The 20253-nt window shown below is 43.3% G+C and carries 22 protein-coding genes and 1 riboswitch; of the genes, 6 read left to right on the top strand and 16 right to left on the bottom strand.

The features are described from left to right. The first annotated feature begins 249 nt into the window (after positions 1-249). The 5 genes from A5877_RS03340 to A5877_RS03360 all read left to right on the top strand — a co-directional run bounded on the left by A5877_RS03340 (position 250) and on the right by A5877_RS03360 (position 3522). Positions 250-621 carry a hypothetical protein gene (locus tag A5877_RS03340; protein WP_005234865.1) on the top strand — a complete coding sequence of 124 codons (372 nt, stop codon included), beginning with the start codon at positions 250-252 and terminating at the stop codon, positions 619-621. A 116-nt stretch (positions 622-737) separates the two neighbouring features. Next, entirely contained in the window at positions 738-1322 is a 585-nt protein-coding gene (locus A5877_RS03345; RefSeq protein WP_086316378.1) for an AAA family ATPase, read from the top strand. Between the two features lie 103 nt (positions 1323-1425). After that, positions 1426-1848 carry a glyoxalase gene (locus A5877_RS03350; RefSeq protein ID WP_086316379.1) on the top strand — a complete coding sequence of 141 codons (423 nt, stop codon included), beginning with the start codon at positions 1426-1428 and terminating at the stop codon, positions 1846-1848. 230 nt (positions 1849-2078) lie between these two features. Next, complete coding sequence (locus tag A5877_RS03355; RefSeq protein WP_005234854.1) at positions 2079-2267, top strand: hypothetical protein; 189 nt, start codon at positions 2079-2081, stop codon at positions 2265-2267. A gap of 403 nt (positions 2268-2670) precedes the next feature. Then, positions 2671-3522: an Rgg/GadR/MutR family transcriptional regulator gene (locus tag A5877_RS03360; RefSeq protein WP_086316380.1), complete on the top strand. Its 852-nt coding sequence runs from the start codon at positions 2671-2673 to the stop codon at positions 3520-3522. 69 nt (positions 3523-3591) lie between these two features. Here A5877_RS03360 and A5877_RS03365 read toward each other — a convergent pair whose 3' ends face one another. From A5877_RS03365 to A5877_RS03380, 4 genes are all read right to left on the bottom strand, one after another. Further along, on the bottom strand, positions 3592-4818 hold the full coding sequence (locus A5877_RS03365; protein WP_086316381.1) for a glycoside hydrolase family 3 protein: 1227 nt from the start codon (positions 4816-4818) through the stop codon (positions 3592-3594). 130 nt (positions 4819-4948) lie between these two features. Further along, positions 4949-5479, bottom strand: a complete 531-nt coding sequence (locus A5877_RS03370; protein WP_005225551.1) for a folate family ECF transporter S component — start codon at positions 5477-5479, stop codon at positions 4949-4951. Between the two features lie 26 nt (positions 5480-5505). Continuing rightward, positions 5506-5607, bottom strand: a riboswitch (THF riboswitch). Between the two features lie 231 nt (positions 5608-5838). After that, positions 5839-6021 (bottom strand): hypothetical protein, encoded by a 183-nt coding sequence (locus A5877_RS03375; protein ID WP_005225550.1) that lies wholly within the window; start codon positions 6019-6021, stop codon positions 5839-5841. A 31-nt stretch (positions 6022-6052) separates the two neighbouring features. Beyond that, positions 6053-7318 (bottom strand): MFS transporter, encoded by a 1266-nt coding sequence (locus A5877_RS03380; protein WP_086316382.1) that lies wholly within the window; start codon positions 7316-7318, stop codon positions 6053-6055. A 222-nt stretch (positions 7319-7540) separates the two neighbouring features. On the opposite strand from A5877_RS03380, the gene A5877_RS03385 reads away from it, so the two are divergent. Further along, the gene (locus tag A5877_RS03385; RefSeq protein WP_034872302.1) at positions 7541-8197 is read left to right on the top strand and encodes a Crp/Fnr family transcriptional regulator; all 657 of its coding nucleotides are present in this window, start codon (positions 7541-7543) and stop codon (positions 8195-8197) included. 54 nt (positions 8198-8251) lie between these two features. Here A5877_RS03385 and A5877_RS03390 read toward each other — a convergent pair whose 3' ends face one another. The 12 genes from A5877_RS03390 to A5877_RS03445 all read right to left on the bottom strand — a co-directional run bounded on the left by A5877_RS03390 (position 8252) and on the right by A5877_RS03445 (position 20153). Next, positions 8252-8644: an OsmC family protein gene (locus A5877_RS03390; RefSeq protein ID WP_086316383.1), complete on the bottom strand. Its 393-nt coding sequence runs from the start codon at positions 8642-8644 to the stop codon at positions 8252-8254. Next, entirely contained in the window at positions 8641-9531 is an 891-nt protein-coding gene (locus tag A5877_RS03395) for an ATP-binding cassette domain-containing protein (RefSeq protein WP_008378908.1), read from the bottom strand. The genes A5877_RS03390 and A5877_RS03395 overlap by 4 nt, the downstream gene beginning before the upstream one ends. Continuing rightward, positions 9531-10409 carry an ABC transporter ATP-binding protein gene (locus A5877_RS03400; protein WP_005234835.1) on the bottom strand — a complete coding sequence of 293 codons (879 nt, stop codon included), beginning with the start codon at positions 10407-10409 and terminating at the stop codon, positions 9531-9533. The genes A5877_RS03395 and A5877_RS03400 overlap by 1 nt, the downstream gene beginning before the upstream one ends. Before the next feature lie 3 nt (positions 10410-10412). Then, on the bottom strand, positions 10413-11243 hold the full coding sequence (locus tag A5877_RS03405; protein ID WP_005234832.1) for an ABC transporter permease: 831 nt from the start codon (positions 11241-11243) through the stop codon (positions 10413-10415). Beyond that, positions 11243-12202, bottom strand: coding sequence for an ABC transporter permease (locus tag A5877_RS03410; RefSeq protein ID WP_005234830.1), 960 nt, complete (start codon positions 12200-12202; stop codon positions 11243-11245). The genes A5877_RS03405 and A5877_RS03410 overlap by 1 nt, the downstream gene beginning before the upstream one ends. Before the next feature lie 72 nt (positions 12203-12274). Further along, positions 12275-13855 carry an ABC transporter substrate-binding protein gene (locus tag A5877_RS03415; protein ID WP_016613557.1) on the bottom strand — a complete coding sequence of 527 codons (1581 nt, stop codon included), beginning with the start codon at positions 13853-13855 and terminating at the stop codon, positions 12275-12277. Between the two features lie 50 nt (positions 13856-13905). Further along, positions 13906-14736: a MetQ/NlpA family ABC transporter substrate-binding protein gene (locus A5877_RS03420; RefSeq protein WP_005234826.1), complete on the bottom strand. Its 831-nt coding sequence runs from the start codon at positions 14734-14736 to the stop codon at positions 13906-13908. Positions 14737-14991: 255 nt separating this feature from the next. Next, positions 14992-16086, bottom strand: a complete 1095-nt coding sequence (locus A5877_RS03425) for an aminotransferase class I/II-fold pyridoxal phosphate-dependent enzyme (RefSeq protein WP_086297017.1) — start codon at positions 16084-16086, stop codon at positions 14992-14994. Continuing rightward, entirely contained in the window at positions 16076-17275 is a 1200-nt protein-coding gene (locus A5877_RS03430) for a MalY/PatB family protein (protein WP_086316384.1), read from the bottom strand. Before A5877_RS03430 ends, A5877_RS03425 begins: the two co-directional genes overlap by 11 nt. Continuing rightward, positions 17265-18233 (bottom strand): homoserine O-succinyltransferase, encoded by a 969-nt coding sequence (gene metA, locus A5877_RS03435; protein ID WP_086316385.1) that lies wholly within the window; start codon positions 18231-18233, stop codon positions 17265-17267. The genes A5877_RS03430 and metA overlap by 11 nt, the downstream gene beginning before the upstream one ends. Before the next feature lie 399 nt (positions 18234-18632). Next, complete coding sequence (locus A5877_RS03440) at positions 18633-19403, bottom strand: C39 family peptidase (protein WP_016613561.1); 771 nt, start codon at positions 19401-19403, stop codon at positions 18633-18635. A gap of 138 nt (positions 19404-19541) precedes the next feature. Continuing rightward, positions 19542-20153 carry a hypothetical protein gene (locus A5877_RS03445; RefSeq protein ID WP_005225537.1) on the bottom strand — a complete coding sequence of 204 codons (612 nt, stop codon included), beginning with the start codon at positions 20151-20153 and terminating at the stop codon, positions 19542-19544. Positions 20154-20253 lie beyond the last annotated feature (100 nt).

Here is a 20253-nt window from a genome sequence, read left to right on the forward strand (position 1 = left end):
TTGGATCAATCCCTCTACTCCCTTTTCCATTAAGGAAAGGGAGTATTTCTTTTTTCCTGTCCCTTAATTACTCCTTCGCTATCAGCGCTTTGCTGAATCAATAGCCATCGACTTTCCTATGATCCTTTTTCCTTCAATCAATACCAATCATCCATTATCGAAAATTTCGATAACAAAACCAATTGACGTGCACGGTCAAATTTGCTAATTTATCTATGTTTTTTCTATCACTATCTTGGAGGAATGCCTATGCCCTTTATTGTCTATTTTTTTCTATCCCTATTGATCATTTATATTCCCACTCCCACACTTTTGTTGTTTTTTCAAAAACTCGCCTCCCAGCATGACAATCTGACGGCTTTCAGTAAACTTTTTCTACTGCTGATGGTCTTGTTGGATTATTACTTAAGCTATTATTGGTTGAAAAACTGCAAGGTCAAAAAAGCGCACTACCTTTATTTAGTCCTTGTCAATGTCTTCGAATGGCTGATCCACTTCTATCTTTATTCACGATTTGAAACGATCAATCTACTAGTCATTTTGTTGTTCCAGACCGTGCTACTATGCTGTATGATCTTTTTTCCTGTCTCGGAGAAATTTCGCTCATTCCTTTTTACCTAAAAAAGAGCATCCTTGGTTTCCACATAAAAAACTCCAGCTTCTCAATCGTTTCTTTCTAAGAACCGATTTACACGATAGCCCACCTTTGTTACGATTGATAAAAAGGATGTGTTGTGATGCCATTGATCGTCTTGGTTGGCGCGCAAGCGGTAGGAAAAATGACTGTGGGGAAAGAACTGGAAAAACGATTGGATGCAAAACTATTATTCAATCACCAGACCATTGATCTTTTTGCGAATTTTCTTGGCTATAGCCCAGCAGCATTTGCTTTGTCTAATCAAACGCGGATCGAACTCTTCAAAGCCTTTGTTCATAATGAAGCCAATAATACGACAAAATCAATCATCTTTACGGTCTTGATTGATTTCGATCAAGCGGGAGATTTAGCTTTTTTACAAGAGATCGCCCAGCTATTTACCGATGCCCGACAAGAGGTCTATTTTATCGAATTAGTGGCTGATATTGAGGAACGTTTAAAGCGCAATTGCCATGAGGACCGTTTAGCCGCAAAGCCGTCAAAAAGAGCGCTGGCTTTTTCTAGAAATGAGCTTTTGTCTTCGTATGAAAACTATCGCTTAGAAAGCCTGCCAGAGGAATTAACTACCCTTTTCCCAACGATTCCTTCGCTGAAAATCAACAATACCCACTTGTCACCTGATGAAGTGAGTCAAAAAATTATTGCCCATTTTTCCTTGACTTAAGTGCCAAAGAAACGCCATTATCAAGCTTTGCTTCACTACGAAAATGTCTATTGACTTTGACGCTGCGTCAAGCGGTATCCTCTAATCAAGAGGAGGTGTCAAAATGAAAGTTTATGTTATGCCAATGTTTTACCAAATGAAGACAAAAGATATTGTGCAATCATCGAAATGTTTCACAGAAATCTTGGGTTTCCAGTCATTGTATCAGTTTCGCAATCAAGAAAATCAAGTGATGATGGACCACCTGCGTCTTGCTGACTACCAAGATTTGATGCTGATTGCAGCAGAAGCGTTCACTGTTGGCGATGGGGCAATTTTGAATGTAGCGATGAATGATCTTCAGAATATCGCTCAGAAAATTCCCTCAAAGTGGATCGTGGAACCTTTGATGGAAAAGCCTTGGAATGCCCTTGAAATGACCATCAAAGACCCCAACGGTTATTTATTTACCCTAACAGAGGCAATAAGAAAAAAAGAATCAGACTTTCAAACCTTGATGGACCAAGCCAAGGATTATTTTCAATAAAAGGAACCGAGTAAGAAGAATTGCTTTCTTACTCGGTTCCTTTTTTATATAAAAACTTGATTCTGGCAGCAATGACAAAAAAAACGACCCTTTCCTAGATTTACCTAGCGAAACTTTTTGCCCCATCAGATGTACCAATACACCGCTTTAGTATATTTTTAAGTATTGAAGGTAATTATTAACACGCCTAACTCAGAACATGTTACACTAAGTGAAAAGGAGGATTTCCTATGGAAAAGAAATCGCAGCTTCCGTGGTACAAGCGTAAAAAATTCTACCTTCCAGTTGCCGTCGTCCTCGGCGTGATTGGGTTTCTTCCCAGTCTCGTTTCTCTTTTCGGGGTATCGATCGATGATGAATTCAATCCTGATTACTATTCTGATCCGAATGAACCAATGTTTAAGAAAAAGCAAAACTGACTGTTGCGATGCCGTATGCAGTTTTTTTGACCAACAAAAAAAGAGCAATCACTCGCTGTTGTGTTTGCTCCTTTTTTAAAAGGGATTCGGCAAACCTACGCACCTTGACAGGGTAAGCTGTTTGGGGAGAGGGCGTTTGAATGCGCGAATGAACAGTAACTTATTACGTGAAACCACTTATACTTTTTTCCTGTTAAAAAATCAATTGCTAACCAATCACAAAGGATCGATTATTTGAAGAAAGAAAAAACGTTAGCCATTAGTTCTACAACTTCCCAGGGAAAACTAAAAAAATCAAACATCCATTTCTCCTCCTTTAATTGACTTTCTTCAAGTTTACCCGCAAAATAAAGCTGTAACATATTTGGACTATTTTTCCGTCCACTTTTTTAGGAGGGATTTTTTGAAGGCCAATGACTTGTTAAAAGAGTTACGAACGGAACGAAATATCTCACAGCGAAAATTGGTTGAGAACATTTCAGAACGCAGTACACTGGCAACCTTTGAACAAAAAGGGCATCGCATCGCCTTTGATATTTTGCACCAATATTTGGACCGCTTAAATGTCACCTTAGAGGAATTTGAGTATCGCTTGGATGACAATCAAGTCAGCGAGAAAAAACAGCTATCCAAACAGTTGACCACCGCTTACTATGAAAGCAATTATTCTGAAGTACTCTCTTTGATCAACAAAGCCCAAGCACTGTATAAAACCACGAAGGATTTTTTCTATTATGTATTGTATAGTCAATTCTTTTTGATTTTAGAGAAAAAAGGCGTAGTTACCGACGAGGAAGAACGTTGCATCATCGAAGCGACCATCAAGAAATACTTGGAACGAATCGACACGTGGGGAAAGTTTGAAATCTCCTTATTTACCAATCTGCTTTTCCTTTTTTCTGACGAGTACATCTTGTATCAAATGAAACACCTGAATAAAAAAATTTTTTACAGCAATACGCTAAGTATCAATTATCAAATCTACACAAAATTGCTGACGAATGCGGCTTTCTTGTTTATCGATCGCAAAAAACCTGCCGAGTTGGCGCATGTGCTGACGTATCTAGCCGATCACCTGCCGCCGGACAATGATCGTATCCGCCTGATGATTCGTTATTTCGAAGGCATTTACGCCTTGTTCCAGGGAGATCGTACGCTGGGAATGGCCACGATTGAAAAAGCCTTGGACTATCTGCGATTTATTGGGCAAGAAGCCTTTGCCAAAGAATTAGAGGTACTGGCTCAGAGTATCTAAAAAAACCTGCTGCTTCCTCTCAGTAAGAGAACGACTCTCTTACACGGAGGAAACAGCAGGTTTTTTTTCTTAAAGTAAATGCAATGCTTCTTTCCAGAGCAAAACTCGTTTGACGGAAGCATTCAAATCAGCTTCCAAATAGCGGCCATCTTCAACCGCTTGTACGACAAAGGGGATCTGTTCTTGGTAGGTAGATGAGATCACTAGATCATTTCCCGCCTGCAACGCCTGTAATGCGGCTTCATTTTGCGGAATGAACTCAGAAAGTCCTGCCATATCCAAGTCATCCGTCATGATGACCCCTTCAAAATGCAATTCATTTCGGAGCAACTCATGCACGGGTTTTGAAATAGAGGCGGGTACAGTGTTATCGATACTATTGACAATCGTATGGGCCACCAAAATACTATCGGCACCAGCCTTGATCCCTGCGGCAAAAGGCAGAAAATCCGTTTCCCGCAGTGCAGATAGCGGGCGGTCATCGGTGACGATGGCGACATGCGAGTCACGATTGTTGCCATAGCCGGGAAAATGCTTCAAGGTTGACCCCACGTGGTGTTTCTGCAAAACATGAACCACACGTTCTACAAACGCACTCGTGCCCTGCGCATCCATGCCAATGGTTCGGTCGTAGATAAAGGACTGCGGATCAGTGGAAACATCGGCAACGGGAAACAGCCCGGCATTGATGCCATACGCTTTTAAAATTTCCGCTTTCTTTGCTGTATCTTCTTCGATCGCCGACCATCCACCTTGGGCATATAGCTGTTGTGGTGAGAGAAAACGCTGATCCGTAAGGTTCGGATTGCGGCTGATGCGAGTCACCGTGCCCCCTTCTTCATCCATACCGATCAACAGCGGAATGGCGCTGGCTGCTTGGTAATCTGAAATTTTCTGTTTCAAGCTCTCCGCCGTCTCATTTTCGGTATCACGGCCGAATAACAGATAGCCGCCAAAGTGATAGTTTTGAAGTTCTTCGATTTGATTGCTTTCAGGTACACGGACAAAAAACAATTGCCCGACCTTCTCCTCCAAACTCATCGTGGCGATTTTTTCTGCTATTGCCTCTTCTGACTGTTCTTGCGTGGAAGTTGAAACAGAAGGTGACGTGGAAACTGAGGTGGTTTCTTGGCTTGCACTGCTTTCTTCCTTTGTTTCGTCTCTCGAGCTGCTTTGCTGGATCACGGATGACTCCTCCGTTTGCTGTTTTTGCTGTTCTATCACCCACTTCATCCCTCCCATTGCTGCTAAGACCAAGAAAAGAAACAGTCCCATAGCGAGTCCTTTTTTATTCATAGGTTACCCTTCCCCTCTAAACAAGTTATTGAGAATGACTAAGCCCATCCTTAGAAAGAAAAAAGTGAACCACTGACGAAATATTCGCAGATGATTCACTTCAATGGATGTTATCGTTCTTTTTTACTCGTTAAACGAACCGTCGGATCAGCCGTTTGTATGGTACCGCACGCCCTACGATGTAAATCAACGCAGTTTGTATCGGGAACATGATGACTGCTTTTAGCAAGCGGACCGACCAGATGGCCCAGCTTGTCAAAGGAATATTCAGCATCATAGCTAACCAGATCGGTGTTAAGATCAAGGTTATTAAAAGTGTATTTAACAAGACGACCATCGCCGCTCGTTTTAATGTGACTTCTTTCCGATAGAAGAAGTAGCCATAAATCAGTCCACCAACAAAGGCATTGATGGTAAAGCCGAAAAAGTAGGCTGATTTTGGAAAAATCACCATTCCTGCGATATCGGCTAATGAGGAGCCAACTGCTGTCCAAAACGGACCAAACAGCATACCCATGATCAGCTGTGGTACAAAGGAAAATGTGATTTTGATATAGGAGGTTTCAAACCCCAAGATTTGCGACAAGACCACCATTAAGGCAATCAAAAGTCCCATGACCGCAATCATGTGTGCATCGACTTTTCTTTTCATAGCGAGCATCTCCTTTTAGAGTTGCTACAAATTCATGCAGCGAATGCGAAAATAAAACCGCGAACGAATGATCGTTCTTCGTCCGAAAGGCAACATCCCATCCTTTCAGCACTTAACGCTTTATTTCCTACTCTGATTTTTTTTAGGTATTGCTACCCAGACACACTATAGCATACAAGCGCGGACTGCTACAATTTTTCTTGCTTATTTTCTTGTACAAACTCTGCCAATGTTCGCTTTTCTTTTTTTGTGCATCAAAAAAACGCTTTTCTCATGTGAATCTTTCTACCACCAGTAAGTGAGCAGGAAACATTCTCAAAAAAAGCGTTCATTCCTGTTTCTTGTTTCCTTTCATGCTTTATGACAATTTATCCAATCAGATTGTCATTGATCAATACCGATTTGATGTCGCGTAATTGATGATCGATAGCAAGCTGTTCATGGGTCATCGTTGCGGTGACCTCTTTCATGGCATGCATTTCTTCATTCAATTCGTTGATATTCGTTACTAATTTGTTCAATGCTTCAATAATCAGTTGATTGTTATCCATGGTGAAACACTCCTTTTTGTAATGGTTGAGGTTAGTCTTCTTCGTTGATTGGCTGCTTCATCGTACCAACGGCGGCAACTGCGCGTTTCGTTTTATAAAACAATTTGTATAAAACAAGGACGACGACTGGGATCAGTCCGCATAAGATGTAGATTTGCGAATAATCAAACAGACCGTGCAAGCTTCCTAATGCATAGGGACCTACGCCTAAGCCGAGGTCCAGCCCGATGAAATAGGTGGAGAGCGCTACGCCGACACGGTGAGGATCGACCTCTTTTAGACAAACGGCTTGGCCATTCGACATGAAGGTGCCATAGCCCAAGCCGACAAAGCAACCCGCAAGCAACAACATCCAGCTGTTGCCGGTAATACTCAATAGGAAAAGACCAAGGGTCAAGAAAAGAAAGCTGGGATACATGACCGCATCTGCGCCATGGCGGTCAAATAGTTTGCCAGTCATTGGCCGTGTGAAGGTCACGGAAAGTGCATAGACGATGAAGAAAAAGGCACCGGCCGTTTCTAACCCAAGGTCACTGGCGTAGATCGACAAGAAGCCGAGAACACTGGAATAAGCCAACCCGATCAAAAAGGCAATCCCGGAAATGAAAAAGACTTTTGGTTCGACAAAACTTTTGATGGACCATTTTTTTAGTTGTGCTCTGTGTTCTTCTGTTAATGGGATGTTTTTGACTGGGAACCAGAAACACGCGATGGCTGTTGCGATTGATAAGATGGTTGCTAACCAAATAATGAAATCAAAGCCGACGGTCGGTAATAATAGCATGCCAATAAAAGGCCCGACTGCCGCTGCTAAACTGGTACTTAATCCATAGTAATTGATCCCTTCGCCATGTTTGGAAGCTGGGATATATGCTGTGACGATCGCATTAGCCGCAGTTGAGACAGCACCATAAGCAAAGCCATTGAAAAAGCGCACAGTATCTAAAATATAAATGTTGACTGAGACCAAATAAGCAGCGGTGGTAATGACATAAAACAATATCCCCCAGCGCAAAACAGCTTTACGACCAACTAATTCTAAAATTTTTCCAACATACAAGCGAGCGATCAAGGTCCCGATAATGTAGATCCCCGCTGCCAAGCCAGCTTGTGCGGTGGATGCCCCTAGCTCCTGAGTGGCAAATTTCGCAGTGATGACGACAAAACAATAATACACGAGAAAGACGATAAAATTGATCAAGGTAATCGTGATAAACCCTTTGTTCCATAGTTTTTCATTTTTGGTTGACGGCGTCGAGCTGACGATTCCTTCTTGATTGGTTTCCCTGTCTGACATGTTTCTTCCATTCCTCCTGTTTGTGCTGTGATGCGTTTTACTATACCGAAACTTCCTCTACTTGAAATGCGCTTTTGCTGTTAAAAAAGAGCATTAACAAGAAACATTAACATTTGTTATTGCTTTTTCACTAGAAATGTCTTTTAATGAAGCTTGAATAGAGGATATTTCATCTTTTTTTCAGAAAATGTTGGGTTGGCATCAAGTGAAGGAGTAACGCGGGTGGAAAAACAGATATTACGTGATTATTTAGAAAAACAAGCAATACCGATCGTTATCCGTAAGAAAAAGAGTTACTTGACGTATGAGGGGATCCCGGATCGGTACGTCTATATTTTAAAAAAAGGCATCATCAAAACTAGCGTAGTGACCCATGAAGGGCGCGAATTCAACTTGCGCTATTTGACGGATTTCGAGATCGTCTCTTTGTTTAAAGACGAATCCTCTCAAGAAGTCGAAGCCCCTTTTAATGTGCGGGTTGAATCAGAAGAAGCCGAATTATACAAAATCGTGCGGGATCAATTTTGGGCAGATGTCAATCGTGACCGTCTGCTACAGGATTATGTCAAAGAGTATTATCGGAGAAACTTGATGGATACGATGAAAAAGATGCAGCAAATGCTGATGAACGGCAAATTTGGTGCTGTCTGTACCCAAATCAATGAGCTCTATGAAACTTTTGGGGTTCAAACAACAGAGGGCGTCTTGATCGACTTTGAAGTCACCAATGAGGAGATCGCTCGCTTTTGCGGCATTACCTCTGCCAGCAGTGTCAATCGAATGATGCAAAAATTACGAGAATCTGGCGCCCTAAAAAGTGTCGATCGCAAACTATTAGTGACAGATATCGACTTTATTCGGGAGAATATTATTTATTGATCAAAAAAGACTTTGTACGCCTTTTGGTTTCAGGCACACAAAGTCTTTTTTCGATTAAATAAACGTCACCGTTTCCGTCACTTCGATCGTTGGATCTAACGATTGGATCACGGGGCAATTTGGTGAAACGAGTTTTAGGCAACGGGTCGCTTTGTCATAGTCGGCTTCAGCGATTTTCGCATAAAACTGAATGTGGATAGCACTGACTGGTTGGGCTTTTTTGTTGTCGTCCCGGTCATAGCTGACTTCGATCTTTTCGATTTCTGCTGTGATTTTTGAATTCTCTAGGACGGATGCGTATACATAGCCGCCGCAAGCAGCGACCGCACTCACCAGCATTTGGACTGGCGAATAGCCTTTTTCCCGTGCTAACACCCAATTGCCAGTTGGGGTCGTCATTTCAAATTTGTCGCTTCCTTGGTGGATCGTCAATGTTTCTACTGTCATCGTTTTTCTCTCCTCACAAAATGATCTGGTTCAACTTCGACCCATTCATACAATGGTGTCAAGGTAATCGTGCTTTGAATTTCCGTTTGTTCCATCGCACCTCTTGCTAACACAGGATCAGCGATCGGAGCTGCTGCTAATAATTTCTTCGTGTAAGGATGCAGCGGATTTTCAAACAAACGGTCGGTAGGTGCCAATTCAACTAATTTCCCTTGATACATGACGGCTGTTCGATCACTGATATGACGAATCACGGATAAGTCATGGGAAATGAATAAATAAGACAATGAAAACTCTTTTTGTAGACGCAGTAGCAATTGGATGATCTGAGCCTGAATGGAGACATCTAATGCCGAAGTCGGTTCGTCACACAAGACGAACGCCGGGCGATTGACCACCGCACGAGCGATACCGATCCGTTGCCGTTGTCCGCCGCTGAAACTGCGAGGCAGTTTATGAACATCATCACCGGTGATCCCGACGATCGCTAAGATTTCTTTGGCTTTCGCTCGAGCAGCATCTTTCGTTTCATGATACAACGGCTCCATCACCAGTTCAAGTGCTGTCATACGGGGATTCAATGATGAATACGGATCTTGGAAAATGATCTGCATTTGCTGATACGCTGCTTTGCGATCTTCTGCCGTCAATGCTGTTATCTCTTTGCCTTCAAAGAAAATCTCCCCGCTTGTTAAGGTCTCTAAATTTAAAATACTGCGTCCTAAAGTGGTTTTCCCACTCCCAGATTCCCCCACTAGCCCCAATGTCTCGCCCCGATGGATCGTAAGGCTGACATCTTCGACCGCTCGGACTTCACTGACAGTGCCGCGCCAGTTTTTACTGCGAAAGATTTTCGTCGCATGTTCTACGCGAATCAGTTCTTCCATTATTCTGTCACCTCCTGATTGCGCCAGACGCGATGTGTCTTAGATAGTTGCGTTTCTTGCAGTTCATCTGCCAATGTCTCATGATAGTCAAAGACTTTTAATTCGGCATGCTTGTCGCCTAAATGGGCCGCCTGCAATAATTGTTTCGTATAAGGATGTTCCGGCTGATAAAAAATTTCTTCCGTGGTTCCTTCTTCCACGACTCGGCCTTGATACATCACTTTAATAAAGTCGCACATTCCTGCAACGACCCCAAAGTCATGGGTCACAAGGACGACGGAAAGCTGGTTCTCTCTTTGCAGGTTTTTGATCAATGCCAAAATCTGTGCTTGGATCGTCACATCTAAAGCCGTTGTCGGTTCATCTGCGATCAGCAATTTCGGTTGCGCCAACAAAGCCATGGCAATCATCACCCGCTGACGCATCCCCCCAGATAGCTCATGAGGATATTGTTTCATGCGTTGTGCTGGAAAAGGTATGCCGACTTTTTCTAACTCTTTGACGGCGATTTCTTGTGCTGCTTTTTTCGATACTTTTTGTGAGCGGCGAATCACTTCGATCAAATGATAGCCAATCGTGCGCAAAGGATTTAACGAAGTCATCGGGTCTTGAAAAATCATGGCGATCGGTAATGTTCGACGATCGGTCACTGCTGCTCCTTCAAATGTATAACTGGTATAGTGATCGGTCACTTTATCAGGCAAAAGATCCATGACGCTTTTCATGGTCATACTTTTGCCGCTGCCAGATTCGCCAACGATCCCAACGACTTTGCCCTTAGGAATTACCAGATCAAGATTTTTTACTAACGGTTTCGGACCGGTTTTGCTTTGAAATGTCACATTCAACGCTTCGATCGCTAATAACTCTGTCTTCATCGGTCACACCTCTCTCTGCAAGACATGTTTGATCATGTCGCCGATATTGTTAAAGGAATAGATGGTGAAAATAACAAAGAGCCCTGGAAGAATCGCCATGTATGGTGCCCGCTGCAAGCTGTTTTGCGCGTTTTGCAACAGACTGCCCCACGAAGCCATCGGTTGCTGTATTCCTAAGCCTAGAAAACTCAAAGCCGATTCGGTCATGATCGCTCCTGAAATACTTGCAGATGCCGCAACGATCAAGGTAGGAAGCACTGCTGGGAAAACATGCTTCACGATAATACTAAATGAAGAACGTCCGATAAATTTCCCGTAAGCGACATATTCCCGTTCTTTCGCCGCTAACGTTTCACCACGAATCAAACGAGCGATGTTCATCCAGGAGAAGCCGCCGATCACAATAATAATCGTGGTTAGTCCGGGACGTAAAAAGACGCTCAAAACGATCACTAACACCAACCAAGGAATCGATGACAATACATCGACGAGCCGCATCAGAAGGTTGTCGATCCAACCGCCAAAGTAGCCAGAAACAAGACCGACAAGAGTCCCAATAAACGTCGCTGTGATCATTGCCAAAACACCTACAAACAATGATACCCGACCGCCGTAGACGACCCGAATAAAGTAATCTCGCCCCACTTCATCGGTTCCAAATAAATGAGACCAACTCGGCGGCTGTGACATGTTGCTGACATCCGTTGCATTAGGATCGATGGGGATCAAAGGTGCAACAAGCGACAAAATAATCAATAACGTCAGGAAAACGACAGAAAAGGTATAGATGGGCGAAGCAAGCATGACTTCACTGATTTTTTTGAAACGTTTCATTACTTACTCCCTCCTTTACGGATACGTGGATCAACCACGGAGTATAATACATCCGCTAACAAATTCCCTAAGATGACCAGTGTTGCTGACAACAGCATGATGGCCATGATCACAGGATAATCGAGGCTTTTCGTCGCACTCATCAAGTAAGGGCCGACGCCCGGCCAGCCGTAGATCGTTTCTGTAATGATCGCACCGGTAACTAACATCGGCAACGCCAAGCCGATTTGGGTGACAACGGGAATCAAAATATTTCGACTAATATGACGGCTGAAAATCTGCCATTTGCTGGCATGAAATGCCCGTTGCACCATCACGTAGTCTTCTGAAACTTGTTGTGTCGCTGATGCGCGGATATACCGCGTCAAATCTGGAAAGAAGGCGACTGTCAATGTGGTATAAGGCAAAATAAAATGCTGCAGAAAATCGCCAAAATCCCCTTCTTTACCGACCGTATACATGCCAATGATTGGAAACATATTTAATAAGTAACCAAACACATAAATCAAGATCATCGCAAACCAGAAGGTCGGCACAGCGATTCCTAGAGATGCCACAGCGTCAATGATCCGATCCCAAATCTTTCCTTTGTTGGCAGCAGCCAACAGGCCCAAAATGATGGCCAACAACAAGGCAGTCAAATAAGCGGGGATCACTAGGCGCATGGTATTGGGAATCCGAGTCGCAAGTTCTTGTGAAATACTACTTTGAGACACCAAAGAAAAGCCAAGATTACCGGTAAGAATATTTCTGATCCAAAGAAAATATTGAACCAAAAAGGGTTGATCCAAGCCATAGCGCTGCCGCAAAAGATCGATTTGCTCTTGCGACATATTGGGTGTCGTGATGGAGTCGATCACATCATACGGTGCGATATGTATAAGTGAAAAAACGATAAAAGAGATCACAAACAGCAAAGGGATTGCTTGCAATACTCGTTTTGCAATGTATCGAAACATAACTGACCTACTTTCTTTTTCATAGAAAAAAGCTGTGATAAAAAAGATTCCTCTTTATCACAGCCAATGGATTTACTTGATTGTCAATTTAGACATATCTTCGAATGTATAGATTGGGATCAAACCTGCATCTTCTACATTACCAATTCGGTTATTGACCGCTAGGATTTTCTTGTTGTCAACGATTGGGTAAATGATCGCTTCGTCAGCAATGGCCTTTTGCAAATCATCATACAATGCTTCACGTTTGTCCGTGTCTAATTCAACTGCTGCTTGGGCAAACAAATTGTCAATGGTTTCGCTATTGCTTTGGAAGTAGTTGGCACTACCGCCAGTTTCAAATAGACTGCCGTATAAGTCAGGGTCATTTCCCATGATATACCCGCCAAGGAATAAGTTGTACTTCGTTGAATCAGGTTTCTTCAACTCGGTAAAGATCGCTGTACCATCGCCACCTTCAAGTGTAACCGTTATGCCTGCTTGTTGCAATTGTTGTTGGATCAACGTAGCTTGGATCGTTTGGGCTGGATCGGTTGAGTTGAAAGCCAAATTCAATGACAAATCAGTCACACCAGCTTCTTGTAAAAGTTCTTTTGCTTTTTCAGCATTCGTCTCATATTTTTCAACATCATCAGTGACGTATGGGTTGTTCGGTGGCAAGAATGAATATGGTGTTGCATAATACTCTTCATCTAAATATGCTGCTTGATTTAATTCATCTTTGTTCAACGCATAGAGAACTGCTTGTCGAACTTTCACATCTTGCAAAGCATCTGAGTGAGTGTTCAAGCCTAGATAACCAACACGGTTTTCAGTATAAGGATAAACAGAGATCTGCTCATCATCTAAGTCTTCAATATCTGAAGGCAAGACAACGGCTGCATCCACTTCCCCTTTTTGCAAAGCGACTTTCGCAGTATCGGTACTTTCGATGATGCGCAACGTCACATTTTGAATCGAAGGCTTGCCGCCATAATAGTTTTCATTGGCTTCAAAAGTAAAGTACTCACCACGTTTGTATTCTTTCAGTTGATACGGACCAGTGCCGACTGGTTTTTCAGGCAGTTCACTGACAGAGAAGTCGGTAACATCTTTAAAGATATGCTCGGGAATGATGTATGTTTCGGTTGCAATATTGCTGATCGCTGCCGCACTCGGTGTCGGCAACACGAATTTGACGGTGTATTCATCCACTTTTTCGATCGCAATTGGTTGGTCGTCGACCCAAAGGGAATCGGCATTGCCATTTTCTTTTTTGACTTTTTGTTCATATGTGAAAACAACGTCATCGGCGGTAAAGTCTTCGCCATCTGACCATTTCACATCTTGTTTCAAATGTACTGTCAATGAAAGGCCGTCTTCAGCTGGTTCCACTGATTCTGCCAACGCATTTTGTGTTGTTCCGTCTGCTTCCACTGTAACTAGTGGAGAATAGATCATGTTTGTCACTGTCAATCCCCAACGATCACTGGTGTTGATCGGATTAGTGGACGATGGGTCCCCGCTGATCGCATAAGTGAATGTTGAATCATCCCCAGCTCCAGCTGCACTACTGGTTGACGTTTCTTCTGTATTTGATCCACCGCAGGCTGCTAGAACAAATCCTAGTCCAACGACGGCAACACTTGCTAAACCTTTTTTCCAATTTATCATTTTTCCATCCTACTTCCTGTTCCTATATAGTAATAGTCGTTTTTAACTTTCTATTCCCATACAGGTATACTAGATTTCTTTGTTACTTCCTCGATGATTGCTTTTACTTCATCGGTCTGATAATATCGAACGACCGTTTGGTAAACGTCATTGTCTGCTTCGTCTGCTCGCGCAGCGATCACATTATAATAAGGCTTGGAGGAATCAGCCACAGGTTCTAAGAAAATCGCATCTTCTGTAGGAACCAAACCAGCATCGACGGCCATGCCATTATTGATCAAAGAAATGTCGACATCGGTCATTGCCCGAGCAGTTTGATTGGAGTCAAGTAGCTCAAATTTCAGGGCTTTGGGATTGTCAATGACATCACTGGTTGTTGGCAGTAAACCTTTTGATTCATCCAAAGTGATCAAACCGGCGGTCTGTAAGAGTAATAGTGCACGGCTCTCATTTGAGACATCATTGGGTAAAGCCACCGTAGCACCATCTGCCAATTCGTTGACATCGGTGATTTTATCGGAATAAATACCAAGTGGGTTTAATGTCGTATAGGCAATCGTCGTGTTGGAATAACCACTTTCTTCGTTGACATTGTCCATAAAAATCTCCGTCAATGCTGCGTGAAGGTCAATTGAGCCATCCTCAAGCGCCACGATTGGCTGACGATAATCGGTGAATTTCACCAATTGCAAGTCGATATTTTCGTTTTCCTTCAATTCTTCCTGCACATGTTCCCAGGCTTCGTTTTGCTCACCCACGACACCCAATTTGACAACGGTGGCTTCCTCATCTGCTTGACTGCTGCCGCAAGCGGCGAAGCTGAACAATGCCAGCAATCCAAGAGCCCCTGTTGCCAATCCCTTTACTACGTTTCTTTTCATCCCTTTTTCCCCTTTTGTTCCCTCCTCAGATCAATCGTCCCGTTTTCTTGACGTATTGCTCAACTAGACCAATTTCACCTCTGTTTCTCAAAACAAATTGTTTTTTCAAAGGAGAAATGGCAAATGCCTGTTGCCGTCAACCGAAAACATCGGACTCACTATTCATATGTAGTGTAACTTTATCCTATACAACTAAAACTGTCAATAAAATTACTCTACAAAAGTAAGTTTTTAACTAGCTGATCTGTGGTCGGGTTATTTGAATATCTTCAGTGCATTTTCTAAGTCATCGATCAAATCTTTACTACTTTCGATCCCAATGGAGATCCGTAAAAGATCCGGCGTCAACCCATAAGATTCTCGTACCTCTTGAGGAATATCCGCGTGGGTCTGTGTCGTTGGATACGTGATGAGACTTTCCACACCACCTAGGCTTTCCGCAAAGGTAAAGACCTGTAATGCTGCTAAAAAGCCGCTGATTTTGGTTTCATCAAGCACCCGAATACTGATCATCGCGCCGGCGTTCGGATAAAGCACCTCTTTGATCGCCGGATGGGCTCGTAAAAAGCGGCCGACTTCCTTGGCGTTGGCTTCCTGCCGTTCAAAGCGCAATGGCAGCGTCTTTAAACTACGAATAAATAACCACGTATCAAAGCTGCTCAAGGTCGGGCCAGAAGTATTGGCTAAATAGTTCAAACGCTCCCCCAGCTGCGCATCTTTTGCGATGACGACGCCTGCCAAAATATCATTGTGACCAGATAAGAACTTAGTACCTGAATGGATCACTAGATCCGCGCCATCTTCTAAGGGCAACTGCCGTAAGGGCGTCAAAAAGGTATTATCTACGATCAATAGCGCCCCCTGTTCGTGAGCAAGCTTGGCGGTTTCAGCAATATCCGTCACGGTCATCAAGGGATTCGTCGGGGTCTCTAAGAAGACAGCCGTTACCTCGTCAGTTAATTTTTCACTTAATTCGGCTAAAGTACTGAAGGTATCGAAAAAGGCCCGCTTGCTATTTTCCAGTTCCGCAAAATAGCGAAAGCTACCGCCGTACAAGTCACGAGAAACCAAAAAGCGGCTGCCGCTGGCAAATAAATCAAAAATCAAAGCGATCGCACTCATGCCAGAGCTGGTCACTACTGCCCGAGCTCCTTTTTCTAATTCAGCAAGACCTGCTTCTAAGATATCACGGGTCGGGTTTTTGGTACGGGTATAATCATAGCCTGTACTTTGCCCTAACTCAGGATGAGCAAAGGTCGTGGAAAGATAGATCGGTGGGCTGATCGCCCCAGTTTGCTGATCCGAATGATTGCCTAATTGTGCCAGAAAAGTTGCTGTATCAATCGTCATGTCGTTCCTCCTTTTTGATTGCCTCGATCATGCGATCAAGGGCTTCTTGAATGATCGTCGGTGTTGTCGCAAGATTCAGACGAATCAAGCCCTGACCGCCTTGTGAAAACCATTCCCCATAGTCGACTGCCAGACCGGCAGTATCTTGGATCACGTGCTTGGTTCGTTCTTTGGCAATGACTTGCCGCAGATCCACCCAGAGAAGATAGGTTCCTTCTAATGGCAGCAGCTCAATTTTGGGAAATGCTGCTTGCAGTTGCTGGCGGACCATTTGTTCATTGGCAGCAATCACCAAAAGCAGGTCCGCTAGCCATTGATCCCCCGATTCATACGCGGCTTTCGCAGCCACCAATCCCAAACGATTGACTTCCGTCTGCTTGTATTGTCGGCACCACTCCTCATAGGCTCTACGCATCTCTAAAACAGGAATCCAAACATGAGAGAGCAATAATCCTGCTAAGTTGAAGGTTTTTGAGGGCGAATCCAGAACGATCAGCTTCTCAAAGCCGCCCCCCTGTGCCACTGTCACGGCTGAAACAAATTGCTGCTCACCGAGTATCAGCTCACGATGGATCTCGTCGGCGATCACGACAACCTCATGTTTTTGGCAAATGGCCAATAACTGATGCAGTTCTTTCTCTTGCCAGACCCGCCCTACTGGATTGTGAGGGGAGCAGAGAATAAATAGTTTCACTTTTTCTTCAATGATTTTGGCTTCAAAAGCAGCAAAATCGATTTGATAAGAATTCCCCACCTTTTGCAAGGGTGCTTCTATCAAGCGCCTTTTCGTCTCTTTGATGCTGTCAAAAAAGGGATAATAGACGGGCGGCTGGATCAAGATGCCATCGTCTGGTTCTGTGAAACAATGAAGCAAATCAACCAAAGATTGGACGACCCCTGTGGAAAACGAGAGCCATTTTTCTTCGAATTTCGTCCCCCAGTGGCGATCTTGCCAAGCTTGATAGGCTAAAAAATAGCCTGAGGGGGGAATCGCATAGCCAAAGGTTCCTTGAGCAACCAGTTGCTGCAAGGCTTCTTCCACTGCCTTTGGCGCAGCAAAATCCATATCAGCTACCCATAAAGGCAAAAGCTTTTCTCCTTGGAACCGTTGATCCACAAGATCCCATTTTAAAGAATCAGTGCCTTTTCGCTGTCTAGCATAGTGGGAGAGAAAATGCTCAGTCGTCATTGATACTCACCCGACCTTCTGGCTCACTGCCAATTCGGTAACCTTCTTTCGTCGGCGTGACGGACAGGTCATACGGCGTTCGCAAGTAGGTTTCATTGATCCAATTGCTGAAAAACAAAGAGGCATGTCCCCGCCAACGGTTGGTAATTTTTCCGCCTAAACGGTCATAGGCAAAGTAATTTTGGGGCAATGCGGTAGCTAAGCCCCGTTCCATGTCTCGCAAGTACTCTTCATTCAAGGTCGTTGTGTGGTATTCAAAATGCCCTAGCAAGAAGGCATTTTTATGATCTTCTGATACGAAGATGGAAGGCCCTGTTTCAACACCCGCTGCCAAGATTTCTAAAGGCGCTTGGGCGAGCTGGCCCTCATCGATGCCAGTATAGCGCGAATGAGGCGTATAAAAAACGTCGTCAAAACCGCGAACAAGCGGATGAAAATGCGTGACTGCTTGTTCGAAGACACCGAACAACTTGCTTGGGTACAACACTTTGTCGATACCATAATGGTAATAAAGACCTGCTTGTGCCCCCCAACAAATATGCAGGACTGAAGTGCAATTCGTCTGGCTCCAATCCATGATCTCTTGCAGTTCTTGCCAATAATCAATGGCTTCAAAGGCCATTTTTTCAACCGGGGCACCAGTGATGATCAAGCCGTCGAATCGTTGGGACTGGATCACTGAGAATTCTTGATAGAACTTTTCCATGTGATCGACAGACGTGTTTTTGCTTTCGTGGTATTTCATTTTTAGTAAAGTCACCTCAATTTGCAGTGGACTTTGGGAAAGTAAACGCAACAACTGATTTTCTGTAGCGATCTTTTTCGGCATCAAATTGACGATCGCGATTTTCAAGGGACGGATCTCTTGCTTCGCCGCTTTATGCTGCAGTAAGGCAAAGACATTTTCTTTTTGCAGGACCGCTGCAGCGGGTAATTCTTTGGGAATAATGATTGGCATTGCTTCAACCCCTTACAGATAAATTTCTTGTTGAAGAGAAAGCGAACAGTTTCGGCTGTGAAAAACAAAAAAAGCCGCCCTTTTATCCTTATGGATAAAAGGGACGACTTGATGCGCGTTACCACCCTAATTCGTGCTATTCTCACAAATAACACCTCAACAGTACACTATGATACTTGGCGCTGTAACGGGCGCATGCCGTTTTGCTGGCGTGAACCAACAAAAAAACTCAGAGCTCATCTTCACTGATCACCGCATGTCTCCTTTTTCACCAACCGGAGTCTCTGTACCTTTGTTGATCTGCTACTCTTCTCTTCAACGTTATCGAATTCTTTGTTTAATTTTAAAAAATTATAATTGTTTTTTCATTTACTGTCAACGGCAAGTTGAGACTTTTTCTTAGATTTCTTCTAAATATAAGTATTGCTGACCCATTTTTTCATAGATCGCTGCTAAGTCTTCTTTGCTGACTTCGCGATCCTTATGCCCATAAGGGTCGTTGACATACATTGTATCACCATCGATGCCAGTGATCACTACCGAATGGATCAATGCAGTCACAAGGATTTCGCCATTTTGGGTATTCCATTGAAAGAAATCAGCATCGGTAGGTACTTGTAATTCTAACGTCGCGATCATCCAAACTGGTTTCCCAGATTGCAGGACTTTGACGATCTCATCAAAACTTTTGTCTCGTCCACTAACGACTTCATATTGCTCTTTTACAATACTTTCGGCGACATCAGTGATCGGTTCTACGTCAACACCCATCGCGCTATCGCCGCCATAGATGTTTCCAACAAAGCCTTCTCGCGGATCTCCATGGTGATTATAATCCTCATAAAGTGGGACATACACTAATTCTTCTGCCAATTGATTTTTATTGGTATCAAATCCGTAAAAATTCAAGAGCATCGATAAAGCCGTTACTTCACAACCATTTCCTAACGTAACTTCATCGAATTGATTTTCTAACGGAACGTCCAATTGAATAACGTCACTGTATTCAGGCTCTGGTGTTTGTTCTTCATCCGAAAGTGCTAGTGTCAATTCATCCTCTATCTTTTCAAAGGGGGACTGCCCATTCTTACTGTCATAAAAAATCAGCAGAAAGAAGAGCATCAAGACGAACATACCTAAAAGTAACCGTTTTAACTTTTTCTTCTTCATCTACTTCCTCCTCTTTTATATTATAACTTATTTCTGTTTATTATTTCACTATAATAAACGTTTTAAGAGGGAGTATTTTCTTAATCTAAACACAAAAAAATAGACCCGTTTACGCAGCGGGTCTATTCAAACTGGCGCTTATGCCGCTTTCTTCTGTTTCTGAATAAAGCGTCCTTTTGCTTTTGAAAACGAACGAATATCAAATTGTTTGCTTAAGGCACCTGCAACAAAATAAGCCAAATTGAAATCGATCAAGCTATGGATCAAGCCACCGATCCCCATCAAAACGAACAAGAAATAGTAGAAATTGCCATCGAATGCTGTCCCTGGTACATTTCCTGTGAAGTAAAAGGCGGCAACGACTGCCATTTCAACGGCAGAATGAATCAGTCCGATAATCAAGTTAAAGCTCTGAAATTTGATATTCAATAAAGAGGGTTTGCCATTTTTCAGTAAAATATCTGGGTGCTTCTGTAAATAAAAGGCACCGATGACTGCAAAAACAACATGGGACAATGCCCGTAATGCAATGATTGGTGGTAGTGTTAAGAAAAAGCCAAAGGTCGTTCCTAAAGCTACAGCGATCGCCATCGCTGGTGAAAAGAACATCGCCACAAATACGGGAACATGGCTAGCTAAGGTAAAAGATGCAGGTCCGATGACGATTTTGGGCATTACCATGGGAATGACGATCCCCATGCCGATTAACAATGCAGCGATCGTTAAATGGCGGATGGAATGATTTTTCATTTATACTCTCTCCTTCAATGTGTCATGACAGTTCTGTCTTGCTTATTCTACTGGTATTTCCACAAGGTGTCAAGACACAAAAAACGAATGTTTATTCAAC

The sequence above is a fragment of the Enterococcus sp. 3C7_DIV0644 genome (assembly GCF_002141235.1).
GTDB lineage: Bacteria > Bacillota > Bacilli > Lactobacillales > Enterococcaceae > Enterococcus_D > Enterococcus_D entomosocium.